The following is a 26368-nucleotide window of genomic DNA, read 5'->3' as shown; positions in this document are numbered from 1 at the left end:
ACCATGTACCGTTCAAAAAGCCTGTTTGTGGCAGATTTTGTCCGCTTTATATTATTTAGATTTTAAACTTTTTACCACAGTGTAATATTGCTTCAAATTATTACACCATGAAAAAATTACTCCTCTTACTATTCACCTTCACTACTGCCCTATTACAGGCACAGGACATTTCCGGAACCGTTACAGATCGCAATTTAGGTAACGCATTACCTTTTGCATCGGTACTACTTAAAGATGCACAAAAAGAAATTATCTCTGTTACAGCAGATGACAAAGGTACCTTTACCTTTAATACCCCTAATGAATTTACCTCGGGTAAGCTTATCATTAGCTATGTAGGGTATACTCCTCTGGTAAAAGATATTGCAAAAAAAGATTTCCCCCTTACTATAAAAGCTGCCCTTTTACCTGATGCTACGGAGTTAAATGAAGTTACGCTCACATCAAAAAAAGATGCCGTAACCCTAAAGGGGGATAAAATGATATACAGCATTGAAAAAACCGGTCTGGGCAATGGCAATAACGGCCTTGAAACCCTGCGCCAGTTGCCCGGTATGAGCCTTGATAAAGATGAGAACCTCATATTTAGGGGCAGTAATGTTCAGGTTATGATAAATGGCAAAAAAAGTTTGCTACAGGGCGACGCGCTGCGCGAATACCTACGCTCGCTTAAAGGTAGTGATATTGCGAATGTAGAAATCATTGCCCAGCCATCGGCACGTTATGATGCGGCAGGAACTGCAGGTATTATAAACATTGTACTGAAAAAGAACCGGGCCGCCGGGATTAGTGGTAATGTTTATACCTATACAGGTTATGGCGAATATTTTAAGGCACAACAAGGTACCCGACTGTTCTATAACGACTCTCTCTGGACCATAAACGGAAACGCTTCGTACTACGACGGTAAATCTGTAAACCATCGCAAGGTAAAACAAACCATCCTTTTAGACGAAGGTACCCGCAACATAGACCAGCGCAATGAATGGCTGCCGGTAACTACATCTAAAAATGTAAACCTGGCGGCAGAAAGGAAACTGAGCAAAAATGAACTGATAAGTACCGAGCTGCAATATGACTATTCCGGCGCTGATGAGAACACTTACGGCACTACTAAAGAATATATGAATGGCCTGCCCGTAACGACTGTAAACCTTAGCCAACACATTAAAAGCCCCAGCGAACGCATTACAGGCAACTTATTTTACAACTACACATCTGATAGTCTTACTACTAAGTTTGATGCACAGGCTAATTATGCGCATTATAAAACTACCAACTCCGGTTATTTGCGTAACGACTACCCGGCCGATGTGTTTATGCAACTTAACGGGGCTAATAAAACTACGTATGATGTTGCCACGGTACAGGCCGACCTGCTTCAAAAAATAGGGAAGCGCGTTACTCTTGAAGCAGGAGCTAAATATTCGTTTGTTGATATGACGTATTACAACCGCTATGATACTAATAATGCCGGATTGTTAATTATACCCGACAGCCTGCTGGTAAATGATTTTTCTTATAAAGAACATTTAACCTCTGCTTATACCCAGGCATCGCTTGATCTTGAAAAATGGAACTTTATGGCTGGACTTCGTATGGAACACCAGAATTACACTGCGGCATCGCTCATTAATAATCAAACTAACCATAAAAGCTATACCAACTTTTTCCCGTCGTTCTCTGCAAATTATAAAGAAGGCAACAGCCAGTATCAGCTTAGTTACAGCCGACGCATTGGCAGGCCAAACTACCTGGCACTAAACCCCTACTACCAGTATATTGATGCTTACACACTCGAAAAAGGTAACCCTGCCTTAAGGCCACAACTTTACCACAGCCTGCAATTGAGCTATGTATACAAAAGTGCTTTAAACCTCAGCCTTTATGGATACCGGTACAAAAATGGCTTTACCAATGTTATAGATTATCAGGAAAGCGATAACTACAACATTACCTATCAGGCCAATGCGGCTAAAGGCAACAGGCTGGGCTTTTCGGCCTCTATGCCTTATGAGGTAAACAAATGGTGGAGTATGCAGCTAAGCCTTGATGGCAATTACAACAGTGAGTCGGCTTATATACCGGGGTTTACTTACAGCGGCAGTGGTTGGGGCTACTCAGCAAACATGTATGAAAGCTTTACACTTAAAAACGACTGGAATATTAATATAAGCGGATTTTATAACGGCAGGACTACTGCTGCTAACGGCTATTCGCGCGCTACTTATGATATGAGCGTAAGTGTAAAAAAGAGCCTGCTCGAGAAAAAGCTTCAGCTTAGTACCGGCTGTAGTAATCTATTAAAAAGAAGCTTTTACAACACGGTAACACAGGTAAATAATGTAACTACCGACTGGACAAACCGCTGGGAAACGCGACGGTTTTTCTTTCAGGCTGTGTACTACTTTGGTAACGGAAAGTCTAAAAACATTAAATCGGCCTCGTTAGGAGAAGAAACAAATAGGATTTAAAGCCGCCCAAAAACAAAATGACCTTCAGTATGCACTGAAGGTCGTTGTAGCTATTTGTTATAATTTATGGCAAACTTATTCAGTATAAGGCCACATCATTTCTGCTCCTGCTTTTACAGATAATGTACCTGAACTTAATGTTATTGGCACAATTGCAGTTTTACGAGGGTCTACCTTTGTGTTCGAAAAATGGGTATGGAACACGTAGAACATATCTCCAGCCGGATTGTAAAACACGTCGCCGTGACCTGTACCCGGGTAGTTTAGCTGCTGCCTGGATATAAACGGGCTTGAAGTTGCCTTTGTCCAGGGGCCCATAGGGCTTGAAGATGTGGCATAGCCTGCTGCATAATCTTTATTCCTGAAATCGTTAGCCGAGTATATAAGGTAATATAAGCTGCCATTCTTTAGAACGGTAGGCCCTTCTGCTACTGTCCAGCTTACATTTTCAGTATTTTCCCATGGCTGTGTAGCATGTATACATTCGGTAAGCGTTCCGGGTTTAATAGCACTAAGGTCATCTTCCATTTCTGCAACAAAAATGCGGTTGCCGTTATCTAACCTTACATGGTACAGATAAACCTTGCCGTTATCAAAAAACACAAATGGGTCTATTTGCTTACCGGTAGACGGCAGCGGATTACCTGCATTTGTAAATGGCCCTACAGGGCTATCGGCAACTGCTATGGCTATTTGCTCATTGGCAGTATAAGCCATGTAGTATTTATTATTGTGTTTAAATATTTGTGGCGCCCAGAACCCTGTAGTACCATAACCATCTCCTTTTTTAAAAGCAAAGCCATCGTGTGCACCGGCAGGCCCTTCCCACTTTTGCATATCAGTAGAAGTGTATACTGCAAAGCCTTCTCCCTTTACATTGGGATTATTGTTTGTACCATATAAATAATAGGTGCCATTATCCTGAAAGATGGTTGGGTCAGCCTGCATAGGGTTCAGTCGGGCTTTTACAGGTTCAGAACCACTTTTATCATCGTCCCCACAAGAAACCAAAAGCGGACTTATTAAAAAAGATAAAAGTAGTGTTGTAACGTGTTTCGTTTTCATAGATTGTTTGTTTAGCTGATTTAACTATTTCGTTTTCGCAAAATACCCTGTTTTAATCCAATTTACTGGTGGCATTCTATTTCAGAATTTATGCAAATCGTGTCAACATTGCCTTTGAGCAGAAAAATTACCTTACTGTGCGCCGATATGTAGAAGAAAAGCACAAATTGCATACCAATGAGTTTGGGCTGGCTACTTTGTCCCAAAATCAATTCAGATTCGTGTCTTTCAATGCTATTGAAACATTAGTAACAGGTTTTGAAACGATAGTTACAACCTAACCACATTAAAAACAAGAAGTTTACGTCGTGCTGTTTTATTTTAAAAACATCATGCCTATTAACTCAAAACCACACTAAACAATCAAAATTTTATGAAAAAAAATTACGTTTCGTTCTCTAAGAAACTTGGCCTGGCATTTGGCCTGGTAATTTCGTTACTGTCTACTGTAGCTAGTGCCCAGGTAACATATTGTTCCCCTACGTTCAGGACTATATCTAATACCTGCACAAACTACAGTTTAAGAAATGTTACTCTGGGCAGTATAACTAATGCACCTGCCATAGGTCAGTGTACTACATTTAATTATACAGCAATGTCTACATCAGCGCTGCCAGGCACAGCCGTTCCTTACTCTATTACATTAGGTAACTGGATGTCTTTTGCTATTTATGCCGACTTTAACGGCGACGGCGATTTTGATGATACTAATGAATTATTACTTGCAGGCCATCCGGCTTGGGAGTCACCCATAGAAACAACTACAGGAACTATATCCATTCCTGAGGGCGTAGCCGCCGGTTCTTACAGGCTTAGGGTATTAGCCGTGTGGGGCGATAGTAGCGCTCAACAAGTAGGAGCCGGGCAGGCATGCGCTAACTTTAGCGGACGCGAAGCTGGTGGAAATTACCATGATTATACGCTAAATGTAACAGGACCGGTAGCTACAGCACTTGCCGTCACAACAGCAAACAGTGCACCTGCTACCATTAATACAGATGGTGGTACGCTACAACTTGCAGCAGCCATTACACCAGCAGCTGCGCCACAAGATGTTACTTGGGCAGTTACCACAGGTGCTGAGTTTGCAACAGTAAGCACTACAGGACTTGTTACGGCAACGGCAAACGGTACTGTGGTTGTAACGGCAACTTCTTCAGCAACGCCTGCTATCACAGGTACCATAAGCATTACTATTACAAACCAGGTTGTGGCTGTTACCGCAGTTGCTGTGACGACAGAAAATGAAGCAGATGCGACTATTGTTACTGATGGTGGTACATTACAACTATTAGCTACTATAAGCCCTGATGATGCTACTGATGACAGCGTAACATGGGCTGTTACTACAGGTGGTGAATTTGCATCGGTAAGTGCAACAGGACTTGTTACAGCTACAGCAAACGGTACCGTTACTGTTACTGCAACATCTGTAGCCGATGGCACATTATCTGACAGTATTGATATTATTATTACAAACCAGGTTGTAGCGGTTACGGCAGTTACGGTAACTACAGAAAATGAAGCCGATGCAACTATTATTACAAATGGTGGTACGCTACAATTAGTTGCCACTATAAGCCCAGACGATGCTACAGATGACAGCGTAACATGGGCAGTTACTACAGGTGAGGCATTTGCATCGGTAAGTGCAACAGGACTTGTTACAGCTACAGCAAACGGCACCGTTACTGTTACTGCAACATCTGTAGCCGATGGCACATTATCTGACAGTATTGATATTATTATTACAAACCAGGTTGTAGCGGTTACTGCTGTAATAGTTACAACAGAAAATGATGTACCGGCAACAATTATAACAGACAATGGTACCCTGCAACTAGTTGCTACTGTAAGCCCAGACGATGCTACAGATAGTAGTGTAGTATGGTCTGTAGTATCAGGTTCAGAATTTGCATCTGTAAGCACAAGCGGGTTAGTTACAGCTCTTGCAAACGGCACAGCTACAATAAGAGCTACATCTGTTGCAGATGATACCTTGTTTGATGATATAGAAATAGTTATTACCGGCAGCCTTTCGGCCGATAAGTTCAACAGCCTATTGGTTAAGGTATATCCTAATCCTACTAACGGAACTGTATTTATAAAAAGTGACGTTCCTGTAAAGCAGGTTGCTATTTATAACATGTTGGGACAAACTGTTTACGCAAATGCTGCTAATGAGATAAACCTTTCAAATATTGAAAAAGGTGTATACTTTGTAGAGATAGGCCTTGTAAACGGACAAACAGCAACAGAAAAAATTATTAAGAACTAAAGAATTCTCTTATTATACTTTGTGGGTTTTATCAGTGTCCCGGCTGCATTTTTTTGCAGTCGGGATTTTTTACTCCGGCAGTTTACATCAAAAAACAACCTGTTCTAAAAACTCTATGACCTCTCCATTAGGGCTATAAACCAGGCTGTTTGATACCGAAACAGATTTTACTCCGCTATTTAATTGCAATGTCTCTTTATCAGATAGTGGAACGGCTCCATTTTTTAGTGCTGCCTCAAAGGCCGCGGCTGCATCTGTTACCGTAAAGCATATATGCATAATTGCATTTTGCACATAACCCTCACCATGTATATGCTTGCGCCCCTGCGAAGGGAAATCAGCATCTTTATCGCATATCTCTATATAACAGTTTATAAGGGCATTGCGCATCATTACACACTGCTTTAAATTAAAGTCCGGCAGGCTCCAGCCATGCACTATTTCAAACCCAAGGGTTTCATAAAAACGTACTGTTACTTCAAAGTCCTGTGCCTTGATGGCAAAATGGTGAAAACCTGTAATTGTATAGTCCATTATAGTTTATTTTTGTACAAAATTAGTGCAGCAGCACCGTTGATAGTGCTGCTTACAAAATTGTTAGTATGCGAAAAGAAAGTTCTACCAACTTTGAAAATGAGGTTACCCTAAATGCATTTTGCAATGCCTCCAAAACACTTGCCCTTATCAGCGGACGCTGGAAACTATCTCTTGTTTTTTCTTTGTTGGAAAATAATGAACGAACGTTTTCTGACTTTAAAATAGTATTGCCTCACATAAGCGACAGGATACTTGCCCTGCAACTCAAAGAGCTTATTGCCGCAGAAGTTATATATAAAGAAAAATACGGCAGAAGTTTTAACTACATTCTTACGCCCAAAGGAAAAGCATTAGAAAAAGTACTTAAAGAACTCATTAACTTTGAGCATCAATAAGTATGGCAAGCTGAATGCAGGGCGTAGTACCCCTGTTACTCCAGGCATGGTTAGTACCTCTTTGTATTACAATATCACCCGGTTTAAGCAGCGTTTCGCCCTCTTCCATTATAAGGTATAATTCACCTGATAAAATTATAATGTAATCCAGCGTTTGCGTTTTGTGCATCATCGGGTGCTGCTTGCCCGGCTCTGCCTTTACACCAAGTTCTGTATCGGGAGGTATTTGTACATACCTGAAATAAGTACCATTCACTGGTGTGTTAGGGAAAGCAGTATTTTTAATGGTAGTTTGCTCCTGCCCCGCCGGCATTGCATCTGTAGCCCATATATCTGATATTATGAGCCCTGGAAAATGTTCTGATGTATTAGTAGTAATTTCATCTTTTATGATTACCGATTTTCCGTCCTTTTCTCCTGTTACTACTACCCTGGGTATGGTTTTCATGATTTGATTTTAATGGTTAAAGCACAAAACTACCGTGTTGATTGATTAATTTTGTTATAGGTTTACACCAGGTAACCGGTAACATAAGCGTAACCAGTATGGCAAAAATTAACGACAACGGCATCTTGAGAGATACCATATGCAGCGAAGAACTAAGGGCAATACATGACGCCCTTGATATACTGGGTGGTAAGTGGAAGCTGCGCCTATTGCGCTACCTTACCAACAGGGCACACCAGGTTATTAACTTTAAAAAAATGGTACGGGAAATTGAAGGTATCTCTGCAAAAATGCTCAGTAAAGAGCTCAAAGAGCTTGAAGCAAACTTACTTATTACCAGAACCGAAGTACAAACAAAGCCCTTAAGCGTAATATATACTATTACAGAATATGGCAAAACAGTAGTACCTGTTACCGATACGCTTGTACAGTGGGGATTAAACCATCGTGAAAAAATAATTTGCGAAATGACCGCAAACCGTGATGCTTAATCAGTATCTGATCTTAATACTCCATCCACCTTTTTATTAGAGGTATCCTGCTTTTTATAAATGCCGGTGTGTAGAAAAAGTTTGACCAGTCATCAAAGTTTTCCTGATGAAAACCAAAATAAAACAGCCAGAAGCCTAAGCCAAAATATCGTATACTGCTTATCTCATCTTTGCTTACAGGCTTTACTTTTCTATACGCTTCAAGAAACACGTTAAAGCTCCTATCGGCTTCCTCCCTAGTAAGTTTTCCATAGTAAACATCGAAGAAAAAGTGGATATAGAATGTTGTAATGTCGTTTATTAAATATCCTTCTCCGGCAAAATCAAAGTCAAAAAAGGTTAATTTATCCTCGCCATCAAAATGAAAATTCTTTGGCAGGAAATCATACTGGCAATATCCGTAGCTAAAATTTGATGTATCAATTTTTGATAACTCATGTACTGCATCAGCCGCAATCGCTACAAGATAATTGTACTCTTCCTCCATTTCTTTAAAAGCGGGTTGAATTACCTTTAAAGGTTCTGTAAATGTAGTTGCTATTGTATATTTTTTGCGTGGATAATTTAATACGGCAGATGAAGACAGTATATGCAGCTTTGCCATTTCTGTGCCTACCATTTCCAGCTGCTTATCGCTCATCATATAAACATTTTTTCCCTGCGCATAAGTAAAGAGCGCTCCGTAGCGTATACCCTCTGCTGCATTAAAAGACTGAAGCCACTTGTCCGATATGTCTTTTACAGGATAAGAAACACTTGCGCCATTTTTTTCATAATAGTCTAAAAGCTCCATCTCCCCCATAATCTCATTATAAGGCCTGTGGGCATCCCTGTAAATTTTGAATACATATTTGGCCGAAGCAGCCTCAACTAAGTAGGTATCGCTTACATTATGTGTTATAAGCTGACAACCGATGACAGCAAAACCATATTGCTCTGCCAGATAGCTTTGTAAAGCCTTAGCAGATAAAACAGAATATTGCGTAGGAAAAATAGTCATAGCGTTAATAATCTTATTACAGGTTAATCCTTACCTCAGCAGGTGGGTATATTATATTTTAGCTTTTTTCTCTTCTGCAAGGGCTATATCTTCACTATCTGTCTCCAGGGGTTGCTGCTCCAGTTCTGCCGCAGCTTCATACTGGAGGTGAATGTAAATGGGAAAATGGTCTGATTTAAAATTCCTGAGACGCTTCATACCTACGAGTTTAAAATCGGCGGAAACAAAAGCATGATCCAGCGGAAAACGCATAATGGGGTAATGTGCATGAAAAGAATTATAAAATCCCCTGCCCCGCCTCGGGTCCAGGAGCCCGCTCATTTTCAGGAATAATTCAGTCGTGTAGCTCCACGCCACATCATTAAGATCGCCAACCACTATAACGGGTAGTTTACACTCTTTGGCAAGATCTGCCACTAAAAGCAGTTCTTTATCACGCTCTGTAGAACGCGGATTTTCGTTAGGAACGGGCGGCGTAGGATGCACGGCATAAAGCTGTACCTCTCTGCCCGATTTTAAAACAATACGGGTATGTATACTTGGTATACCATCTTCAACCATATAGTGCACCACACTTTCTTTTAGCTCCAGTTTAGAATACAGTAGCATACCATATGTGTTTTCTAAAGGCACTTTAACGCTATGTTTATACGTTTCAGAAAGTTTAGCTGTAGCAGTATCCCAGGCACCGTTAGTTTCAAGCAACAAGACGACATCGGGGTTAGCCCTTTGCACTTCAGCAAGACAGCCTGCATAATTATCATTATCCTGGTACACATTAGATATCATTACACAAATCTGGTCATCTTTCTTTTGGCTTGAGATGCGAAGTACCTGTTTTGCAGAAAAAATAGTAAATGGCCAAATAAGCCAGCCCAGATATATGAGGTTAAGCGCTATTAAAGGCACAAATACTAAAAACATAGTGGAGCGCGCCTCTAAATTTGAAAGCAACAACGTTAAACATACAGCAGACAGAACAAATTTTTGTAGACGAGGATAATCAAAAACTCTGAACACCCAATAGTCATTCTTTATTAGCGACATTATGGTAAACAGCAATAGCAAAGATGAAAAGACAGCTAAAAAAACAGTCATTTGATTAATAATTTTTGTAGGGATTTAAATACTAATAAACCTGTAAATTTAAGTTCTTTTACACTGTATGCTTATGTTTCTTAAGATTATTTTCACAAACTATTTTTACATTCATTATATAGCCGACAGACAGCCAAAGCCGCATTCATGAATTACACCGCGCTTAAATTTAACGCTGTATAAAAAAACCTGTGACTTTGTAAATCACAGGTTTTATGAAACTTGACTACTTTTATTATAAAATGAAGCCTTTTAACAGTAGACTCTGAGATATTTCTTCAAGATGCTTACCGTAATATTTGCTATTTAATAATCAGTTTTTTAGTTACAAATTTATCATCTGCATATATCCTGAATAAATATATTCCAACTTGTAAATTATTGACTGAAATAGTTCTTTCTGTCGTTTCAAATAGTTTGTTGCCTAAAACAGAATATACTTCAACTTTAGACACTCTTAAAAATTCGGAAACGACATGTACCACTCCTGTATCCGTAGGGTTTGGATAGAGTTTGACATCATTATCAAATTGCCTGTCTACAATTTCTAATGTGCAATTATCTCCCACCATATAACTAAAATATTTTGTTACCGATAGCCCGCCTGCATAAGCAAACTTAACCGCATAATTTATTGTTGTACCCGCTGTTTGACCCGTAATAGTTTTTGAAAACCTAAGCCCGGAAACATTATCCATAGGCGTTTCAGAAAAAGGTGCCTGCTGCCACAGATAAGCTACCACACCTACTTTATCAGTATCCAAAAGTTCAAAAGTAATGGTTACATCGTTACCCGTAGTATGAAAGTTGTAGCTATAGCCCGTAGTAAATGTACCGTCCTGTGCTGTAGCACTGGTTCCTGCGCATGGTGTATTGGTATCTTCAAGTGTAGTGGCTGTTACGACAACAGGATTATTAAGTGCTGTGTTTCCGGCTGTATCGCTGGCTGTAACACTAAAGCTATAAGCTGTTTCTGGTGTAAGCCCATTGATAACGAATGCCTGCTGCACGCCCGAAGTACCTGTAACAGATGTTGTAGTAGTGCCATAAGTAACCGTGTAAATTACACTACCGGAATCATCTGTACCATTTAGCAGTAACTCTGCTGACGTTGCCGTTATTGTACCGGCAGTAGCAGTAAAGCCTGTAGGTGCCTGGGTATCTTCGTTACCTCCGCCATCGCAGTTTTCTCCTACTACATAACTTATGTACTGCGTTACCGATAGCCCACCTGCATAAGCAAACTTAACTGCATAATTTACTGTTGCACCCGCCGTCTGCCCCATAATGGTTTTTGAAAACCTAAGCCCGGAAACATTATCCATAGGTGTTTCAGAGAAAGGTGCCTGTTGCCACAAATATGCTACCACACCCACTTTATCAGTATCCAGAAGCTCAAAAGTAACCGTTACATCGTTACCCGTAGTATGAAAGTTATAGCTGTAACCTGTAGTAAATGTACCGTCCTGTGCTGTAGCACTGGTTCCTGCACATGGTGTATTAGTATCTTCAAGTGTAGTGGCTGTTACGATAACAGGATTATTAAGTGCTGTATTGCCGGCTGCATCGCTGGCTGTAACACTAAAGCTATAAGCTGTTTCTGGCGTAAGCCCATTGATAACGAATGCCTGCTGCACACCCGAACTACCAGTAACAGATGTTGTAGTAGTGCCATAAGTAACCGTGTAAATTACAGTGCCGGAATCGTCTGTACCGTTTAGCAACAACTCTGCCGATGTTGCTGTTATTGTACCGGCAGTAGCCGTAAAGCCTGTAGGTGCCTGGGTATCTTCGTTACCTCCGCCATCGCAGTTTTCTCCCACTACATAACTAATATACTGTGTTACCGATAGCCCGCCTGCATAAGCAAACTTAACCGCATAATTTATTGTTGCACCCGTCGTCTGCCCCGTAATGTTTTTTGAAAACCTAAGCCCGGAAACATTATCCATAGGTGTTTCAGAGAAAGGTGCCTGTTGCCACAAATAGGCTACCACGCCAACTTTATCAGTATCCAGAAGCTCAAAAGTAACCGTTACATCGTTACCCGTAGTATGAAAGCTATAGCTGTAGCCTGTAGAAAATGTACCATCCTGTGCTGTAGCACTGGTTCCTGCACATGGTGTATTAGCATCTTCAAGTGTAGTAGCTGTTACTACAACAGGATTATTAAGTGCTGTGTTTCCGGCTGCATCGCTGGCTGTAACACTAAAGCTATAAGCCGTTTCTGGTGTAAGCCCATTGATAACGAATACCTTCTGCACACCCGAAGTACCTGTAACAGATGTTGTAGTAGTGCCATAAGTAACCGTGTAAATTACACTACCGGAATCGTCTGTAGCGTTTAGCAGCAACTCTGCCGATGTTGCTGTTATAGTACCGGCAGTAGCAGTAAAGCCTGTAGGTACCTGGGTGTCTTCGTTACCTCCGCCATCGCAGTTTTCTCCTACTACGTAACTTATGTATTGCGTTACCGATAGCCCGCCTGCATAAGCAAACTTAACCGCATAATTTACTGTTGTACCCGCTGTTTGACCCGTAATGGTTTTTGAAAATCGAAGCCCGGACACATTATCCATAGGCGTTTCAGAAAAAGGTGCCTGCTGCCACAGGTAAGCTACCACGCCAACTTTATCAGTATCCAGAAGTTCAAAAGTAACCGTTACATCGTTGCCCGTTGTATGAAAGCTATAGCTGTAGCCTGTAGAAAAAGAACCTTGGTCTGCTACAGCACTGGTTCCTGCGCATGGTGTAGTTTCATAACTCATGCCTGCAATATCCTTTACAAGGATAGAATTATCAGTACTTTTCACCATGCTGCCACTGCTATATTGCGATGCCAGGATGCAAAAAAGGAGCATGAGAAAACTAAAATGTTTTTGGTAATTTTCTTTCATAAATTTAGATTTAGTTAGTTCAATAAATCGGTTTGGTAAAAAAAAGCAAGGTATCTGGTATGATACCTTGCTCTTAAAGGTTTAATTTCTTTCAACAAGTAATTTCCTTGTTATTGATTTGTTTCCTGTATATATCTTCACGAAATACAATCCCTCAGACAAACTTTCTACGTTAATTTCAGTTGCTGTGGTTTCCATCATTTTGCTTCCTAAAACAGAATATATTTCTATCTTAGATACTATTGCTAATTTTGAGTCAATGTGCACAATACTGCGTGATGGGTTAGGATATAGCGTAACGTATTGACTCCACTGCGGATTTTCGACACTTAGCGAACAATTGTCGCCAACCGTATAGGTAAAATATTTAGTAACGGCAAGGCCTCCCGCAAAGGCAAATTTAACCGCATAGGTAATATCCTGACCAACTGTTTGCCCGTTTAGAGTTTTAGAGAAGCTAAGCCCCGAAACGTTATCCATTTGTGTTTCTGCAAAAGGTGTTTGCTGCCATAGATATGCTACTACACCAACCTTATCGGTATCAAGCAATTCAAAATTGATTTTCACCGTGTTGCCAACAGTTTCGAAAGTTGCCCTATACCCCGTTGAAAATGCGCCCTGTTGTGCTTCATTTGATATTTCTGTACACGTCATAAGTTCAGATATCGTTATGGTAACTACCTGAGATGTACCCTGGGCATTTCCGTTATCTGTAGCTACTGCAGTAATACTATGGTTGCCTACACCCGGCGATGCCCATTCAAAACTGTAAGGTGCTGTAGTGTCTTCTCCTATCAACGTTGTTCCGTCATAAAACTTTACTGACGTTATAGTACCATCAAGATCTGTTGAAGATGCGTTAATAATAACTGTAGCGCCCTGAACATAATTGGCACCGTTAAGCGGTGTATTAATTGTAACCGACGGACTTGCATTTCCGGTTGCTGAAACAATTATCATTACCTCGTCTGTTGCTGTATGCGTGCCGTCGCTAACCGTAAGAGTACATTTATAAATACCCTCTGCAAGATTAGAAATAGCCGGAGACACTACTGCATTATCATTAAATACTATTACAGACGGACCATAAATTTGTTGCCAGCTATACGTTATGTTCTGGCCTGCTGCAACGCTGCTTGATGATCCATCCAGTACGGCTGTAGACGCAGGTAACACAACAACAACATTTTGTCCGGCATGGGCTACAGGTGGAATATAATTTAGAGGCCCGGCCAAAGCAAATGTCATTTTACCAAGATTAAACTCTCCATTGTCTGCAACAAGGCGTAAAATATGTTCTCCTTGTGTAAGTGGTACTCCTGTTATAATTTTATTTGCCCATGTACCCCAGTCTGTGGTAGTAGCAAAAGCTACATTCGCACTTATAGCAGCCCCATCAATCTCGAAATGGAAAGGCCCGCCGCCTGCCGTGTTTCCTGAAGCATACCTTAAGGTTACATCATATAAACCGGATGTTTGTACATTAATACTATACTCCATCCATTCCCCTGCTGTAATCCAGCCTACCGTAGGTCCTTCCTGTGTATCTAAAGAGGCATCTACATATTCTGAGGTTCTATAATTACCCTGATTGTTTACTGAACTGTCGAAATAAGCAATATTCTGACCATTTCCTCCCTGAAACACATCATAATTTCCGGCCTGTACTACACCCGGAATCTGAAATGCAGCGCCATCGTAAGGAACCTGTTCTCCAACTTGTACATTAATGGTATTTGTTACATTAAACTGGTCTTCTACATATACTTTTGCATACATTGTATGAATACCCAAAGTTAAATCAGGTGCCTGTATTTGGTAAGGCGCAGCAACATCTTCTCCAATAAGCGTTTCTCCGTCAAAAAATGCTACCTTAGTTACTCCACTACCTGTTATAGTTGCAGTAAGATTAACACTGCCACCGGGATAAGCCTGATAAAAATCTGATGATAAAACCCCTTCTGCATCAATATCCCTGCTTGTTACCATATCATTAGCAGGCACATTTAACAAATATCCATCTGAGAATGTTACTGTAATGGGTGCATCAGAGTAATTGTGAGCTACATAAGTGGTTACTCCGTTAGCAACAAATGAGGCAGCAATAGGATAGTTTGCAGTAACAGCCGTATTTACTGTTCCTAATGTATTCATGGCATGTAACCAATGATATGTAAAGGCATCTGAAATACCAAATTTCAGTTCCCTATCAGGATAAGAGTCGTATAGATCTATAGCCTGCTGCGGATGGATAAAAGATAAGTATTGCCAGTAAACATCGTGCCACAGGTTAGCATTAGCTTCGTTGCTTAGTATTCCTGTTTTTGTTGTTATTTCATTCCACAAAGACTGTACATAAGCTGTGTTATGCCCTAAGTATAATGATCCGCCATGTATAGGGTACATTTCTATACCATAAGCCGCAGCAATGTCGCCCGTCCAGAATGTTTGGTTATCATACCCATTGCCCCAAATTCTCGAAGCTATTTTATAACCATACCCCGGCTTAAATATTCGTTGGTTCTGGTCAAACCAGTATTCTTCAATTGCCGTTTGCTCTGTTGTGTAAATATAAATACCCAAATCCCTTATGGCATTATTTTCTGTAATTGTACCCCAATGAATCAGGGATGAAGCAAATTGCATACTCTCCGATGTAGACTCCTGATCATTGCCGAAAGGGAAGGTTGCAAAACCATTAGCCCAACTGTGCCCGGCATAAGGGCTGAAGTTTCTTAAATAAGGAAACAGAGGGTCGTTTCTGTCGCTTGTGGCAGCATCTCGCACTAATAAATTTATCATATTGCCCCATTGTGCAGACCAGCCCGGTTGAAACTGTTCTATAAATGCGGCAGCATGAATAAAATAACCCCAGTGAAAATGGTGGTCATTAATATTATTATCCTGCCCGTGCCCTGCCGGATATCCTAATAAGGAAGACCAGGCACTGTTGTAGTAAAACAAGAAAGCTACTTCACCAGACTCTGCTTTAAGCCAGTCTTCAAGGCGTTCTTTTACAGTAGCCACTATTTTATTCCGGGCTGCTGTATTACCCATTTCATCAGCAACGCGTGCTGTTTGTATTAACCTGTTCATAACCTGGCCTTCATTATAAGAATCTGTCCAGGTTGCTAATTCATCATTTTCAATTTGTGAAATTTTATTGCCCAATACAGCAGGATTAAACCCCGGGCTGTAATTATCAAGATAAGGCAATGTGGGCAATATGCCTTTAAACGTGTTTTCAACAGTAAAGGTATTACCATTAAGGGTTTTAAGCTCTCCTCGTATAGAACTGTAACTGTATCCGGCTGGTTGCGCAGATCCTGAAGCCAAATGTGCCCACTGGTGTGGTAATAATCCTAAAAGCACATTCGTTTCAGTACCTTCTTTTACAGCAGTAGTTACATTAAATATCGTTGTTAGCTTAGATGTGTTTTGATTGTAACTCCATGTAGCGGTTGTATTAGTAGGAAATACATAAGCATATTTTTTATACTCATTAGCAACACTTGTTATGTCGGCTGCTGTTGGCGGTATAAATGCCATCGACCAGTAGTTTTTGCCATTTAAAGTAGAAGTGTAAACATTTCCTGTCTGTGTCCAGGTGCTCCCTACAGGCCCATATATTGCAAAATCAGCTCCCTGATGGGAATTAGTTACAATAAGCATCTCATTACTAATCGTTACTGTTCCCTCATTAATTTTTATCTCTGCAGTATCAGAAGTATTCTTGGTAAAGTAAAGAAAGGGCATACCAATACCGGCTGTTGCTGTAAATGAATGTCCGGCATTGCTCCAATTCATATTTACAGTCCAGTCAGAGAAATCAGACACTGTAGCCTGCCCGGCATTTAAGCCCGTAACACCAACAGTTATAGGCTGGCTATCATCTAACGGCTGGCTACTGCCATTTGGCGTAGATGTAGGTACAATATAGCTTACAACAAGCCCCTGATTTACAGTGCGCATTGCCAGTGGATAATTAAACAAGTTACCGGCATGGTTCTCTTTAACTAAAGATGACCACCAGTCATTTGTTGGCACGGGCTTACCTACTGCATTACCACTTACCTGTGGCGAACCTGAAGGAAAACCATTTCTTCCGGCTGAGTCTGTTCCCGGAAATGTATTTGTATAGCTTCCACTACCTACTACTGTAACCTGTGCGTATAGTCCACCGGATAGTAACAGAATCACTACACAACTGATTATTTTAAATTTTTGATAATTTTTCAACATATTTGTTTTGATTTACGCAATATTAGCCGATTTAATCTTTATATGTTGTAGAATAAAGTATATTAAAACTATACATTTATAAAATTCACACTAAAATTCAAACGTTTTCGACTATACATAAACCATACAACTAATACGTTTTCGTTAATAATCAGTAAAGTAAATTATGTAGTGTCCCGTTAATCTTCATTTTATGAAGCCCATCTTTAAGCAGTTCCTAACTTACTTATAATAATATAAAGTTTAACCAAATGCTACGTCAGACTGCCTACTGAGTCAAAATATACTGTTATTAATAAATGTTATTAATCGTACATAGCTTAATAAAAAAAGCCCACCGGATTGCTGTTAACATCCGGCAGGCCTGAGAAAAAATTACCCTAAATCTATTTGTGCTTATACGTTTGGCTTACTGCTTCACGATAAGGAATTCACTCCTCCTGTTTTGTGCGTGTTCAGCATCGGTACATGCTGTGCACTTAACTTTAGGCTCGCTCTCGCCATAGCCTTTGCCTGAGATACGCTCTTTAGCAATGCCTTTTGAGATGATGTATTGTACCGTACTCTTTGCCCTTCTGTTCGACAGGCTCATGTTGTACTGGTCACTGCCGCGGCTGTCGGTATGAGACTTAACCAATACCACAAGGGCCGGGTTGTTTTTCATCGCGGCTACCGCCTTGTCAAGCTCAAAGGCTGCTTCTTTGGTGATGTTACTCTTGTCGTATTCAAAGAATATTTCATTAAGCACGATCTCTGTTGGTTTTACGATCGTTTCGATCGGGTCAAGGTTAGCATTTACCGTTACCTCTCCGCCTGCGGTCTTGGCTACCGGGAAGGTGTTGTTTACATAACCTTCTGCACTGGCCTGTACGGTATATGGCCTGTCACAGTCGATGTTGTAGTTTACCTGCCCTTTATTGTCTGCCGTGCGGGTTTCGATAACATTGCCTTTTTCATCTACTATAGCCACTTTGGCTGCTGCAATGGCTTTGCCTGTTTTTGAGTCCCTGACCATTACAATGGCTTCTACACCACATACCGGGGTAGCAAGGTAGATCTTGTCAAAGCCGTCACGGTTACTTGAGAAGAAACCGATCTTTTTGGTATCGTTAAACGTAAAGGCGAAGTCGTCCTTTCCGGTGTTGATTGGCTGGCCTACGTTTTGTGCCTCGGTGCCTTTTTTAAGGTCAATCACATAAACGTCTAATGCGCCAAAGCCTTTCCTGCCATCGGTTGAGAAGTATAGCTTGTCACTATCGGTGATGTAAGGGAAGCTTTCCCTGCCTTCGGTGTTTACCTTTGGCCCAAGGTTCTGTGGCTCGCCATAGCTGTTGTTGCCCTTGATCTCTACTTTCCAGATGTCGTTGCTGCCACCCATCGAGCCTTCACGGTCCGATGCGAAGTACAGCCATTTACCGTCTTTGCTTACTGATGGGTTGCCTGTACTCCAGGTCTTGCCGTTAAATGGCAGTTCCTCGATGTTGCCCCACTTGCCGTTGACTTTTGTGGCTTTGTACAGGTATACCTGACCTTGCTTGCTGTTGCTTTCCTTGTCTTTTACATATTGTTTCTTTTCTTTAAAGCTCTCGCTTGAAAAGTACAATGTGTTGCCCTCAGGGCTTACCGAAGCAGGGCCGTCATGCCATTTACTGTTCACATCGCTTACCGGGGTGGGTTCGCTGATCGTACCGTTGGCATTATAGGTAGCCTGGTACAAATCAAGGAACGGCTCATCGTTGGCTCCATAGGTTTTCCTTGCCGTGTTCCTTGCGCTGGTAAAGTACAGGGTGTTGTCATTGGTCAGTACCGCGCCAAAGCTGCCGTATTTCTTGTCGTTGATGTCCAGTACCTTTTCATCAAAAAGTTTGGCCTGGTTGCGGAGCTTAGGCAGGTAGTTTGGGTCTTGTTTAAAGGTTACCGCCCTTTGGTCGTTTGGTGCCAGTTGTGCAAACTTCTGCATCTGTACGTTGCTTTCCTCATACTTGCCTTCTGCTTTAAGCATCTGTGCATATTTGTAGTACGTCTCGGCATCCTGGGGCGTTTTGGTGGCTTCTGCAAACCATTTTACCGCTTCCTTGCTGTTGAACATATTGTAGTAGCTTTCGGCAAGTTGCTTTGCTACATAGTTGTCTTTCTTTTTTACTTTTAGGTAGGCTTGCGCCGCGTCTACATACTCAAGCCTCGCAAATAGTTTGTCGGCAGCCTTCGTTTCTTCGCTCTGCGCCATCGCCGAACCAGCTATAAGCAGAAAGCCAAGGGTAAGATATAAATTTTTCATGGTCCTGTCTTTTGCTTTTGGTTAGAAATAACGTGGTGAACGTGATACTTTTTTCGGGAAGTTGACATCAAACAACAGCATGATCTCGTGTGAGGCAGGTGTGGTTACCTTCAGGTCGGATACGATGTGGTCGTATGCATAGCCAATCCTCAGGTTCGGTGTGATGGCATAGTTTACCATACCACCCCATGAATCGTCTAACCTGTAAGTGGCTCCGATCTCAAATTTCTCGAAGAACAGCGCGTTTAGTGAACCGTCGATAGACGGGTCTACACCAAAGGCTGATTTTACCATGAACGAGGGCTTCAGCTTGAAGTTGTCGGTTACCTGGAATACGTAACCTCCTGTTAAAAAGTAGTGCGATACTTCTGAACCAAAACGGTAGTCGGTACCGCTTTGGGTAAGGTCAAGGTGTTTGCTCTTTAGCATGTTGGGTACCGAAAACGCTAAGTAGTAGTTATCGGTGTAGTAGAACACTCCTGTTCCTATGTTAAAGTAGGTGTTGTTTACGTTTTCTGCAAATGCAGGGTCATTAGGGTCCGGTACAAAGCCGTTGCCAATATCGCTGAACAATCCTACTTTATGGAAGGTAGCGCCCGCCTTTAAGCCAAGGGCAAGCCTGTGCGCGCCACCAAGTTTCAGCGTGTAGCTGAAATCGGCATATACATTGGTTTCATTCACCGGACCGATCTTATCGGTGATCGCCGATAAGCCCAATCCTACATTTTTGCCCACAGGGCTGTGGCCTGAAAACGTGCCCGTGCTCGGGGCTCCGTCTACATCTACCCACTGCTTGCGGTATAAAAGCCCAAAGGCTAAGTTCTCCTTGCTGCCAGCGTATGCAGGGTTGATTACGTTCATGTTGTACATGTACTGTGTGTAGTGCGGGTCCTGCTGTGCTACAGCATCCGTAAACCCTACAAAGGCCAGTAAAACTCCAAGATAAATTTTTCTCATATATAATTCCTGTTTTAGTTTTCTTATTACTGTGATCTTATATTTTCTTAACACTGCAAACTAATTGTTATCGCTTCATCGCAAAGTGTGCCTTAAAGGTCCTTGCATGGCCGTTCTCGTTGAACTCAACCGTAAACCAGTAGTCGTCTGACGGTAACGGGTTACCGTTGTAGGTACCGTCCCACCCCTGGCCTTTGTCGGTCCTGCTGTCAGGGCTGAGCTGCTTGATCAGCTTGCCGTAACGGTCAAAGATAAAGATCCTTGCCCCCGTGCCCTGTAAGCCGATGATGTTCCAGTAGTCGTTGATGCCATCACCGTTTGGCGTAAAGTATTTAGGGTAGTCCACTACGCTTACACCCGGTATCCTCAGCATATCACATGGATTGATCTCAAGGGTGTTCGCATCGCGAACGTATACCGTAAAGAAGCCCAGTGGTACATTGGTAAATACATTCGAGTTCTGCCATGGGCCCAGTGGTGTGGCATTGCCGTCTGCATCTTCAGGGGCAAGGCTGTACTGGTAGTCGCCATAGCCTTGTACAAGCACCGTTACCGTCTGGTTGTCCCCAAAGGCGTTGCTTACCACATAGCCTGTATTAATGATCTCCGCTGGCCCCGAAAGGAATACTTCAAATGGTGCCACTGCATCAGAGATACAGTTGTCTGCATTCCATACTTCTACCGTGTAAAGGCCTTCTTCGGTTGCTGTGTACCTTTCTGAGGTGCCGTTCGTGGCTACTGCCGTACCGTTAAGGTACCACTGGTAGGTGTTGCCTGCCGTGGTGTCGCCTGCATGCAGGTACACCGGTTTGTTTACGTTGCCATTGCTGTATTCTACACACAAGGTATCATCGTTGTCTTCACTGGTGATGTTTGGTGTTGGCAGCAAACTTACCCTGATGTTAAAGCTGGTTACTGCATAGCATGGTGAGAACGTGCTGGTGTTGGTTACCCTCACCCAGATCGTCTGCCCAAGGTATACCGTATTGGTAAATGCTGCAGGCGTTGCTATATATTCCGCTGCCGTGATGTCGCCTGCCTCGGCTGCGGCCTGGCTGGTGTAGTAGCCCAGCGTATATTGTGCAGGGTTCTGGCTGCCCAGTACTTCTGCGCCTGCTGGGGTAAGGTCAAAGGCCGTAAAGCCGTCGTTCGTGCTGTCATAGTCACATTCCACCATTGGGCTGTTGGCCGGTGAGGTTACCGGGTTGGCTACCGCTGCCTGTTCGGCGTAAAGCTCAAGTGTTGTAGTGATTGAACAGGTTGTTGTCCTGTTGGTTACCACTACCCATATCTGCTGGTGGCCTGCCGTAGTATTGGTGTACAGGTGTGGCAGTGCCCTGCCTGCTGTTATGTCTGCAATGCTGGCATAGAACCTGATGTCAAAGTTCGTTGGCACTTCGCCTGCGGCCGTAATAAGGTCGGTTACATGGCCGATCAGGTTGAACGTCTCAAAGCCGGTTGTTGGATCGTTACAGATTGCATACAATGGTACTACGCCTGTGCTGTCGTATACCGGTGGCAGTGGGTTAACGTGCAGTGGCAGTGTTACAAGCACTGAACATGCCGGTGAGCCCGGTTGGGTATCGGTACGCGTTACACGTACGATTACCGTATCATCCCAAGGGGTTACGTTCAGGTATTTTGTCTCATCAGGTATCGCAATGCCTGCTGCCTCATCGGCAGCATTGGCATAATAGGTAAGCACTGATTGTGTATCGCCTGCAAGGATGTTAACCGCTGCATCGGTAAGGTCAAATTCTTCGATACCATCGCCTATTGTTGCATCATGGCTGTCGCATAGCTCCAGTGTCAACGGATTGATGTTAGGGTTTGGCGAAGGGTTAACGATCAGCGTAAGGGTTTCTTTGCTGATACAGCCCTGTGGTGTGGTTACCAGTACATATAGCGTCTGGTAGCCTGCGACTGTGTTTTCAAAGGCTTCCGGTGTAGTAATCCAGTTTATGGCTGCATCACGGTCTGCCTCTAATATAAAGTACTGCACCAGGTTTTGCTCTCCTATACCGGTTGGTGTAAGTATCTCGTCGTCTTTCGATGTAAGGTCGAAAAGAGCTTTGTTGTCATTAGGTAATTCATCACATACAATAAGCGGTGTAGCATGGGCCAATTCCTGTGGACGGTCTACAAACAGCTTAAAGCTTGTTACAATGAAACATTCTGTTGCAGGGTATTCTATCCTTACCCAGATCTCCTGGTTGTCAATCCCTGCAAAGGCAGCAGGGCTGGTAATCCTTGGGAAGCCGGCAGTAGCGCTTGGCTCGTCAATAAAGTAACGGATCACAAGGCTGCCCGGTACTTCTCCCGTAAGGGTATATATAGCTGCATCCTGCTGTGTAAGGTCAAATACCACACGCCCGTCATTAGTAGCATCATTATCATCACAGTCCCTTAGGTCGGTAAGCTGTACGTCTGCCGGGGCAGGGTTTACAATAAGGGTAATGGTGTATACAATGCTGCGGCAACCCGTAAGGGTATTGGTCGCTACTACATAAAGTGTCGTATTATCGGTATTTTCAAAGTTTGCAGTACCGGTTATGGCATTATTCCCCCTTTCGGCATCGGTCATGGTATAGTAGAAGGCTACGGTCATGTCCGTGCCGCCATCTATCATTTCTGCTGCGATCCGGTCAAGGTCAAAGTTACCTAGGTTATTATTGGTCGTGCTGCATACTGTAAGTTCATCTGTTGTTGGCTGTACCAATATTGGCAGTGGCTCTACACGGATGTCCAGTAGTACGATACGGTAGCAGCCCGTTACATTATCAGTAACCCTTACAAAGATGGGCTGTACCGCAGGAGAGCTTCTATTTTCATATGTCTCAGGGTTGGGGATTGCACCGGTACCTGCTTCTGCATCCGCAAGGTTCGTGTGGAACGTGGTGGTTAAACCGTTTACGCCTCCTGTGATCTCGTCTGTCTTACCGGTAAGGTCAAATTCCTCGACCTCATCGCCGGGGTTGTCCTCATCACAAAGTACCAGCGGTGTTGGGTTCGTTACTACCGGTAGCGGGTTCACCACAAGGTTTAGCGGTACAATGTCGTAACAGCCCGTAGCGTTGTTCGTTACCCTGATGTATACTGTAGCTGTGGCTGACGTATGTGTGCCCGGGGTAGCGATAGCAGGCGTGCCTAGCTGTGCGCTGCTAAGGTCGGTATGGTACGTTACTGTAAACTGGGCAGGGTTCATCGTGTTCAGCACGATAGCCTGGTAGCTGGTAAGGTCAAAGATTGCCTGCCCGTCGGTATCGCTGGCGCCGTTGTCGCAAAGTGCATAGCCCTCAAGTGGGTCCGTCGCTGTAGGCACAGGGTGCACCACAAGGCGTAGCGGTACTACGTCAAAACATGAGGTGGTCGCTGAGTTTACACGGATGTAAAGCGTCTGGATGCCTCCCGTGGTCTGTGCCTCGATGTTTGTATAGTCATTAAGGTGCGTGGTGATCGGGTTGGTCCCGTTCTGGTAGTTCGCATCCGCTGACGTCTCATGGATCGTAAGGGTTACCGTACCTCCCATTGCCGCCTGGATCTCATCCAGTGCATCCTGAAGGTTGAACGTAGTTACATTATCGTTGTTGAAGTCACATTCTTCAAGATCGGTCGGGTTTGGTGCGATAGGCGCCGGTTGTACTTCCAGTTGGGCCGGTGCAACAACGCTACAGCCCGTAGCCGTATTGGTTACCAGTGCATAGATCGTTTTGTTTACCGAAAGGTACGGGTTGACCGTAATGAAGTTCGCATTGCCAGGTACCGCATCGGCCTGGTTTTCATAGTACAGTGCCGTATAACCGGCCTGCCCGCCCATCATTACAGGGTCCAGCCTGTCAAAATAGAACAAGCCTTCACCCGGGGTTTCTTCACACGCGTAGAAAATTGGGCTGCTTAAATCCGCTAATGGTAGCGGGTTAACGATCAGGGTAAAACTCCCTACATCATAACAGCCGTGTATTGTTTCTACTCTAACCCATACCTGTTGCCTGTCACGGGTTTCATTCTGGTAGCTCGCAGGTGAGATGATCGCATTCTGGTCAAGCTGCGCATCGCTGTTGCTCCTGTAGTAGGTTACAACGTCCGTAGGGTCGCTCGTAGCCTGCGTATTACGGCTCGTAAGGTCAAACACTTCCTTGCCGTCTAATGCAGGGGCAGTGTCGTCGCAAAGTACTATATCCTGGATTGGGTTGATCACCGGGCGTGGGTTTACCGTCAGGATTACCTGCCCTACCGAATAACAGTTGCCTGTCACTCCTGTGGCTACTACCCTGATGTACACCGTGCCACCTGTGCTGCTGTAGGTACCCGGGCTGCTGATCTGGCCTGCTGTACCGCCTGCATCGGCGAAGGCCTGGCTAGTGTAAAAGGTAGCTGTATAGCCTGCCTGGTTGTTGACAACCGCGGCACCCGCAGGAATAAGGTTGAACGTGCCGGAGCCTGTCCTGCCGTCTTCGCAGACATCTAGGCCTGCAACGGGGCTTAGCGTTGGGCTTGACAGTGCCTGCAATTGTAATGGTGTTACAACATAACAGTTTGTGGTAGCATCCTGCACACGGGCATAGATTGTTGTGGTAGCGCTATAGTAGCTGTTGGCAAGCTCGGTACCTGTAGCTCCACCCTCTGCAAGCAGTTGCGTGGCGTAGTAGCGTACCGTGTAGCCTGTATTATTATTGGTTATCTCATTGTTTTTTGCAGACAGTGTAAAGGTAGCCCTACCCGTGCCGTCATCGCATAATGAATACGGCGTCGTGGCCGGATTGACCACCGGAAGCGGGTTGACTGCAATTTGTACACGCTGTCCCAGTTGCTGCACACAATTTGGTGCTGTTGCCGCAGTCATTTCTACAAAATTTACTGTCGTATTTTGTGTAAGGCCATTAAAGATAAGATTACCATTGCCCAAAGCACTTAAAGTTATGTATTGAGGCGATGTGGCATTTGGCTCTATATAATATTCTACTACAGCATTTGGTTCACCTGTTAGTTGAAGTGTCGTATCTCCCTGCCCACAAATTACGGTAGATTGGCTGACATTAAAAGGTGCAAGTGCAGACACCGTAACAGTAGCAGTACCACTTAAAGGCTGGTCGCAAACTACACTTCCGTCAGAGGTTAGAATAGTAGCATTTTGAAGTACAAATGTAGTATTTTGTGTAAATACCTGATTTAAAACATAACTACCCGAGCTACTTAGCGCAATGTTTTGCACCGAACCATTATTAACCTTATAGTACACTATAGCATTAGGTGTTCCCGAAAATGTAACGGTAGTGCTGTCTCCAGAACAAACCTGTGCGGGTGACGCGGAAACCGTAGCACTAGGAAGTGCATATACTACTAATGAAAAATCGGTAACCGAAGAGCAACCGGAAGCATTATTAGTAACCTTAGCATAAATCTGCTGGGGATTTGTACTGTTAGAAATTATATTGTTAAGCGGTGAGATTCCGTCTATAGCGTTTGAAAGAGAGCTATAAAAATTGATTGTATTGTTTGTCGTATCAGGATTAATCTGAGTACGCAGCGCATTAAGGTCAAATATACCAAGGCCTGGCGTATTACTACAAGAACGCACTTCGCCAAGCTGGTTTGCAATAGGCGATTCAGGAAATGCACCGGTACCGTTTGTAGCTGTACCTGTCCATTGCAGGGTAAAACCACCATCTCCTTCGGGGCGGTCTATGGCTATATAGTATGACTGTCCCGGAGAAACCTGTAGCCACCTTACATATCCATTACCATTTGCACCAGGTCCTGCCTGTGTAACTAAAGTACTCCCAGACATACCGGTACGATTATTCGACAAGCCTGCCAACCCGGGATTTGTAGTTGCACAACGTATTGGAGAACCAAGACTACCACACAGCGCATTTGCCGGATATACCCAAAAATCATAATCTACATTTACATCCGGGTCGTCAGGAATAATATCAAAACCAAGCGTACCCGCCTGTACAATATTGATATGGAGCCAAAGTGAATTATGTTCAAGCCCACCGCATCCTGAAACCTCCTGAATATTTCCTATGCCGGTAGCGTTTGATGCAAAAACTCCGTTACCGCAAACTGTTATGGCATTTACGCAGTCGTTTGGCGGATTTTGTCCAAATCCTTTTACACCTAACATCAGGATAAATATTAAAACAATAATCTTTTTCACTTTTTTAACAATATTTTTTCAAAAAAACAGAAATAGACGGTCGCT

General features: G+C 43.2%; 14 protein-coding genes. 4 read left to right on the top strand and 10 right to left on the bottom strand.

Features of this window, described 5'->3' with window-relative positions:
• Positions 1–107 precede the first annotated feature (107 nt).
• A complete protein-coding gene (locus DYH63_RS01075; RefSeq protein WP_116787038.1) occupies positions 108–2474 on the top strand; it encodes an outer membrane beta-barrel protein in 2367 nt (788 codons plus the stop codon).
• 75 nt (positions 2475–2549) lie between these two features.
• On the opposite strand, the gene DYH63_RS01070 is transcribed toward DYH63_RS01075, so the two are convergent.
• Positions 2550–3422 (bottom strand): glycoside hydrolase family 43 protein, encoded by an 873-nt coding sequence (locus DYH63_RS01070; protein WP_439952035.1) that lies wholly within the window; start codon positions 3420–3422, stop codon positions 2550–2552.
• 490 nt (positions 3423–3912) lie between these two features.
• Between DYH63_RS01070 and DYH63_RS01065 the strand changes: the two genes are divergently transcribed.
• Positions 3913–5817, top strand: a complete 1905-nt coding sequence (locus DYH63_RS01065) for an Ig-like domain-containing protein (protein ID WP_116787036.1) — start codon at positions 3913–3915, stop codon at positions 5815–5817.
• Between the two features lie 87 nt (positions 5818–5904).
• Here DYH63_RS01065 and DYH63_RS01060 read toward each other — a convergent pair whose 3' ends face one another.
• A complete protein-coding gene (locus tag DYH63_RS01060) occupies positions 5905–6351 on the bottom strand; it encodes a VOC family protein (protein ID WP_116787035.1) in 447 nt (148 codons plus the stop codon).
• 68 nt (positions 6352–6419) lie between these two features.
• Between DYH63_RS01060 and DYH63_RS01055 the strand changes: the two genes are divergently transcribed.
• A complete protein-coding gene (locus DYH63_RS01055; RefSeq protein WP_116787034.1) occupies positions 6420–6749 on the top strand; it encodes a winged helix-turn-helix transcriptional regulator in 330 nt (109 codons plus the stop codon).
• On the opposite strand, the gene DYH63_RS01050 is transcribed toward DYH63_RS01055, so the two are convergent.
• Positions 6730–7197, bottom strand: a complete 468-nt coding sequence (locus DYH63_RS01050) for a cupin domain-containing protein (RefSeq protein WP_116787033.1) — start codon at positions 7195–7197, stop codon at positions 6730–6732. The two genes, DYH63_RS01055 and DYH63_RS01050, sit on opposite strands and share 20 nt — an antisense overlap.
• A 98-nt stretch (positions 7198–7295) precedes the next feature.
• On the opposite strand from DYH63_RS01050, the gene DYH63_RS01045 reads away from it, so the two are divergent.
• Positions 7296–7688, top strand: coding sequence for a winged helix-turn-helix transcriptional regulator (locus DYH63_RS01045; protein WP_116790708.1), 393 nt, complete (start codon positions 7296–7298; stop codon positions 7686–7688).
• Between the two features lie 13 nt (positions 7689–7701).
• Here the strand turns inward: DYH63_RS01045 and DYH63_RS01040 are convergent, their stop codons facing one another.
• The 7 genes from DYH63_RS01040 to DYH63_RS01010 form a co-directional block, all read right to left on the bottom strand.
• On the bottom strand, positions 7702–8688 hold the full coding sequence (locus DYH63_RS01040; protein ID WP_116787032.1) for a phosphotransferase: 987 nt from the start codon (positions 8686–8688) through the stop codon (positions 7702–7704).
• Between the two features lie 51 nt (positions 8689–8739).
• Positions 8740–9612: an endonuclease/exonuclease/phosphatase family protein gene (locus DYH63_RS01035; protein ID WP_205528273.1), complete on the bottom strand. Its 873-nt coding sequence runs from the start codon at positions 9610–9612 to the stop codon at positions 8740–8742.
• Between the two features lie 476 nt (positions 9613–10088).
• Entirely contained in the window at positions 10089–12683 is a 2595-nt protein-coding gene (locus DYH63_RS01030) for a T9SS type A sorting domain-containing protein (RefSeq protein ID WP_116787030.1), read from the bottom strand.
• A gap of 81 nt (positions 12684–12764) precedes the next feature.
• Positions 12765–16925, bottom strand: a complete 4161-nt coding sequence (locus DYH63_RS01025) for a glycosyl hydrolase (protein WP_162926881.1) — start codon at positions 16923–16925, stop codon at positions 12765–12767.
• A gap of 409 nt (positions 16926–17334) precedes the next feature.
• The gene (locus DYH63_RS01020) at positions 17335–19203 is read right to left on the bottom strand and encodes an OmpA family protein (protein WP_116787029.1); all 1869 of its coding nucleotides are present in this window, start codon (positions 19201–19203) and stop codon (positions 17335–17337) included.
• Positions 19204–19224: 21 nt separating this feature from the next.
• Entirely contained in the window at positions 19225–20160 is a 936-nt protein-coding gene (locus tag DYH63_RS01015; RefSeq protein WP_116787028.1) for a PorP/SprF family type IX secretion system membrane protein, read from the bottom strand.
• 67 nt (positions 20161–20227) lie between these two features.
• Positions 20228–26323, bottom strand: a complete 6096-nt coding sequence (locus tag DYH63_RS01010; protein ID WP_116787027.1) for a T9SS type B sorting domain-containing protein — start codon at positions 26321–26323, stop codon at positions 20228–20230.
• Between the last annotated feature and the right edge of the window lie 45 nt (positions 26324–26368).

Source organism: Flavobacterium psychrotrophum (genome assembly GCF_003403075.1).
Classification (GTDB): Bacteria; Bacteroidota; Bacteroidia; order Flavobacteriales; family Flavobacteriaceae; genus Flavobacterium; species Flavobacterium psychrotrophum.
The sequence above is the reverse complement of the archived record's forward strand: the minus strand, read 5'-3'. Positions and strand labels throughout refer to the sequence as shown.

Bases quoted from the DNA above. Each gene is read 5' to 3' on its own strand.
- DYH63_RS01030 (WP_116787030.1), bottom strand. From the start codon at position 12,683: ATGAAAGAAAATTACCAAAAACATTTTAGTTTTCTCATGCTCCTTTTT.
- DYH63_RS01040 (WP_116787032.1), bottom strand. From the start codon at position 8,688: ATGACTATTTTTCCTACGCAATATTCTGTTTTATCTGCTAAGGCTTTA.
- DYH63_RS01070 (WP_439952035.1), bottom strand. From the start codon at position 3,422: ATGCAGGCTGACCCAACCATCTTTCAGGATAATGGCACCTATTATTTA.
- DYH63_RS01045 (WP_116790708.1), top strand. From the start codon at position 7,296: ATGGCAAAAATTAACGACAACGGCATCTTGAGAGATACCATATGCAGC.
- DYH63_RS01075 (WP_116787038.1), top strand. From the start codon at position 108: ATGAAAAAATTACTCCTCTTACTATTCACCTTCACTACTGCCCTATTA.
- DYH63_RS01060 (WP_116787035.1), bottom strand. From the start codon at position 6,351: ATGGACTATACAATTACAGGTTTTCACCATTTTGCCATCAAGGCACAG.
- DYH63_RS01025 (WP_162926881.1), bottom strand. From the start codon at position 16,925: ATGTTGAAAAATTATCAAAAATTTAAAATAATCAGTTGTGTAGTGATT.
- DYH63_RS01050 (WP_116787033.1), bottom strand. From the start codon at position 7,197: ATGAAAACCATACCCAGGGTAGTAGTAACAGGAGAAAAGGACGGAAAA.
- DYH63_RS01015 (WP_116787028.1), bottom strand. From the start codon at position 20,160: ATGAGAAAAATTTATCTTGGAGTTTTACTGGCCTTTGTAGGGTTTACG.
- DYH63_RS01035 (WP_205528273.1), bottom strand. From the start codon at position 9,612: ATGTTTTTAGTATTTGTGCCTTTAATAGCGCTTAACCTCATATATCTG.
- DYH63_RS01065 (WP_116787036.1), top strand. From the start codon at position 3,913: ATGAAAAAAAATTACGTTTCGTTCTCTAAGAAACTTGGCCTGGCATTT.
- DYH63_RS01055 (WP_116787034.1), top strand. From the start codon at position 6,420: ATGCGAAAAGAAAGTTCTACCAACTTTGAAAATGAGGTTACCCTAAAT.
- DYH63_RS01020 (WP_116787029.1), bottom strand. From the start codon at position 19,203: ATGAAAAATTTATATCTTACCCTTGGCTTTCTGCTTATAGCTGGTTCG.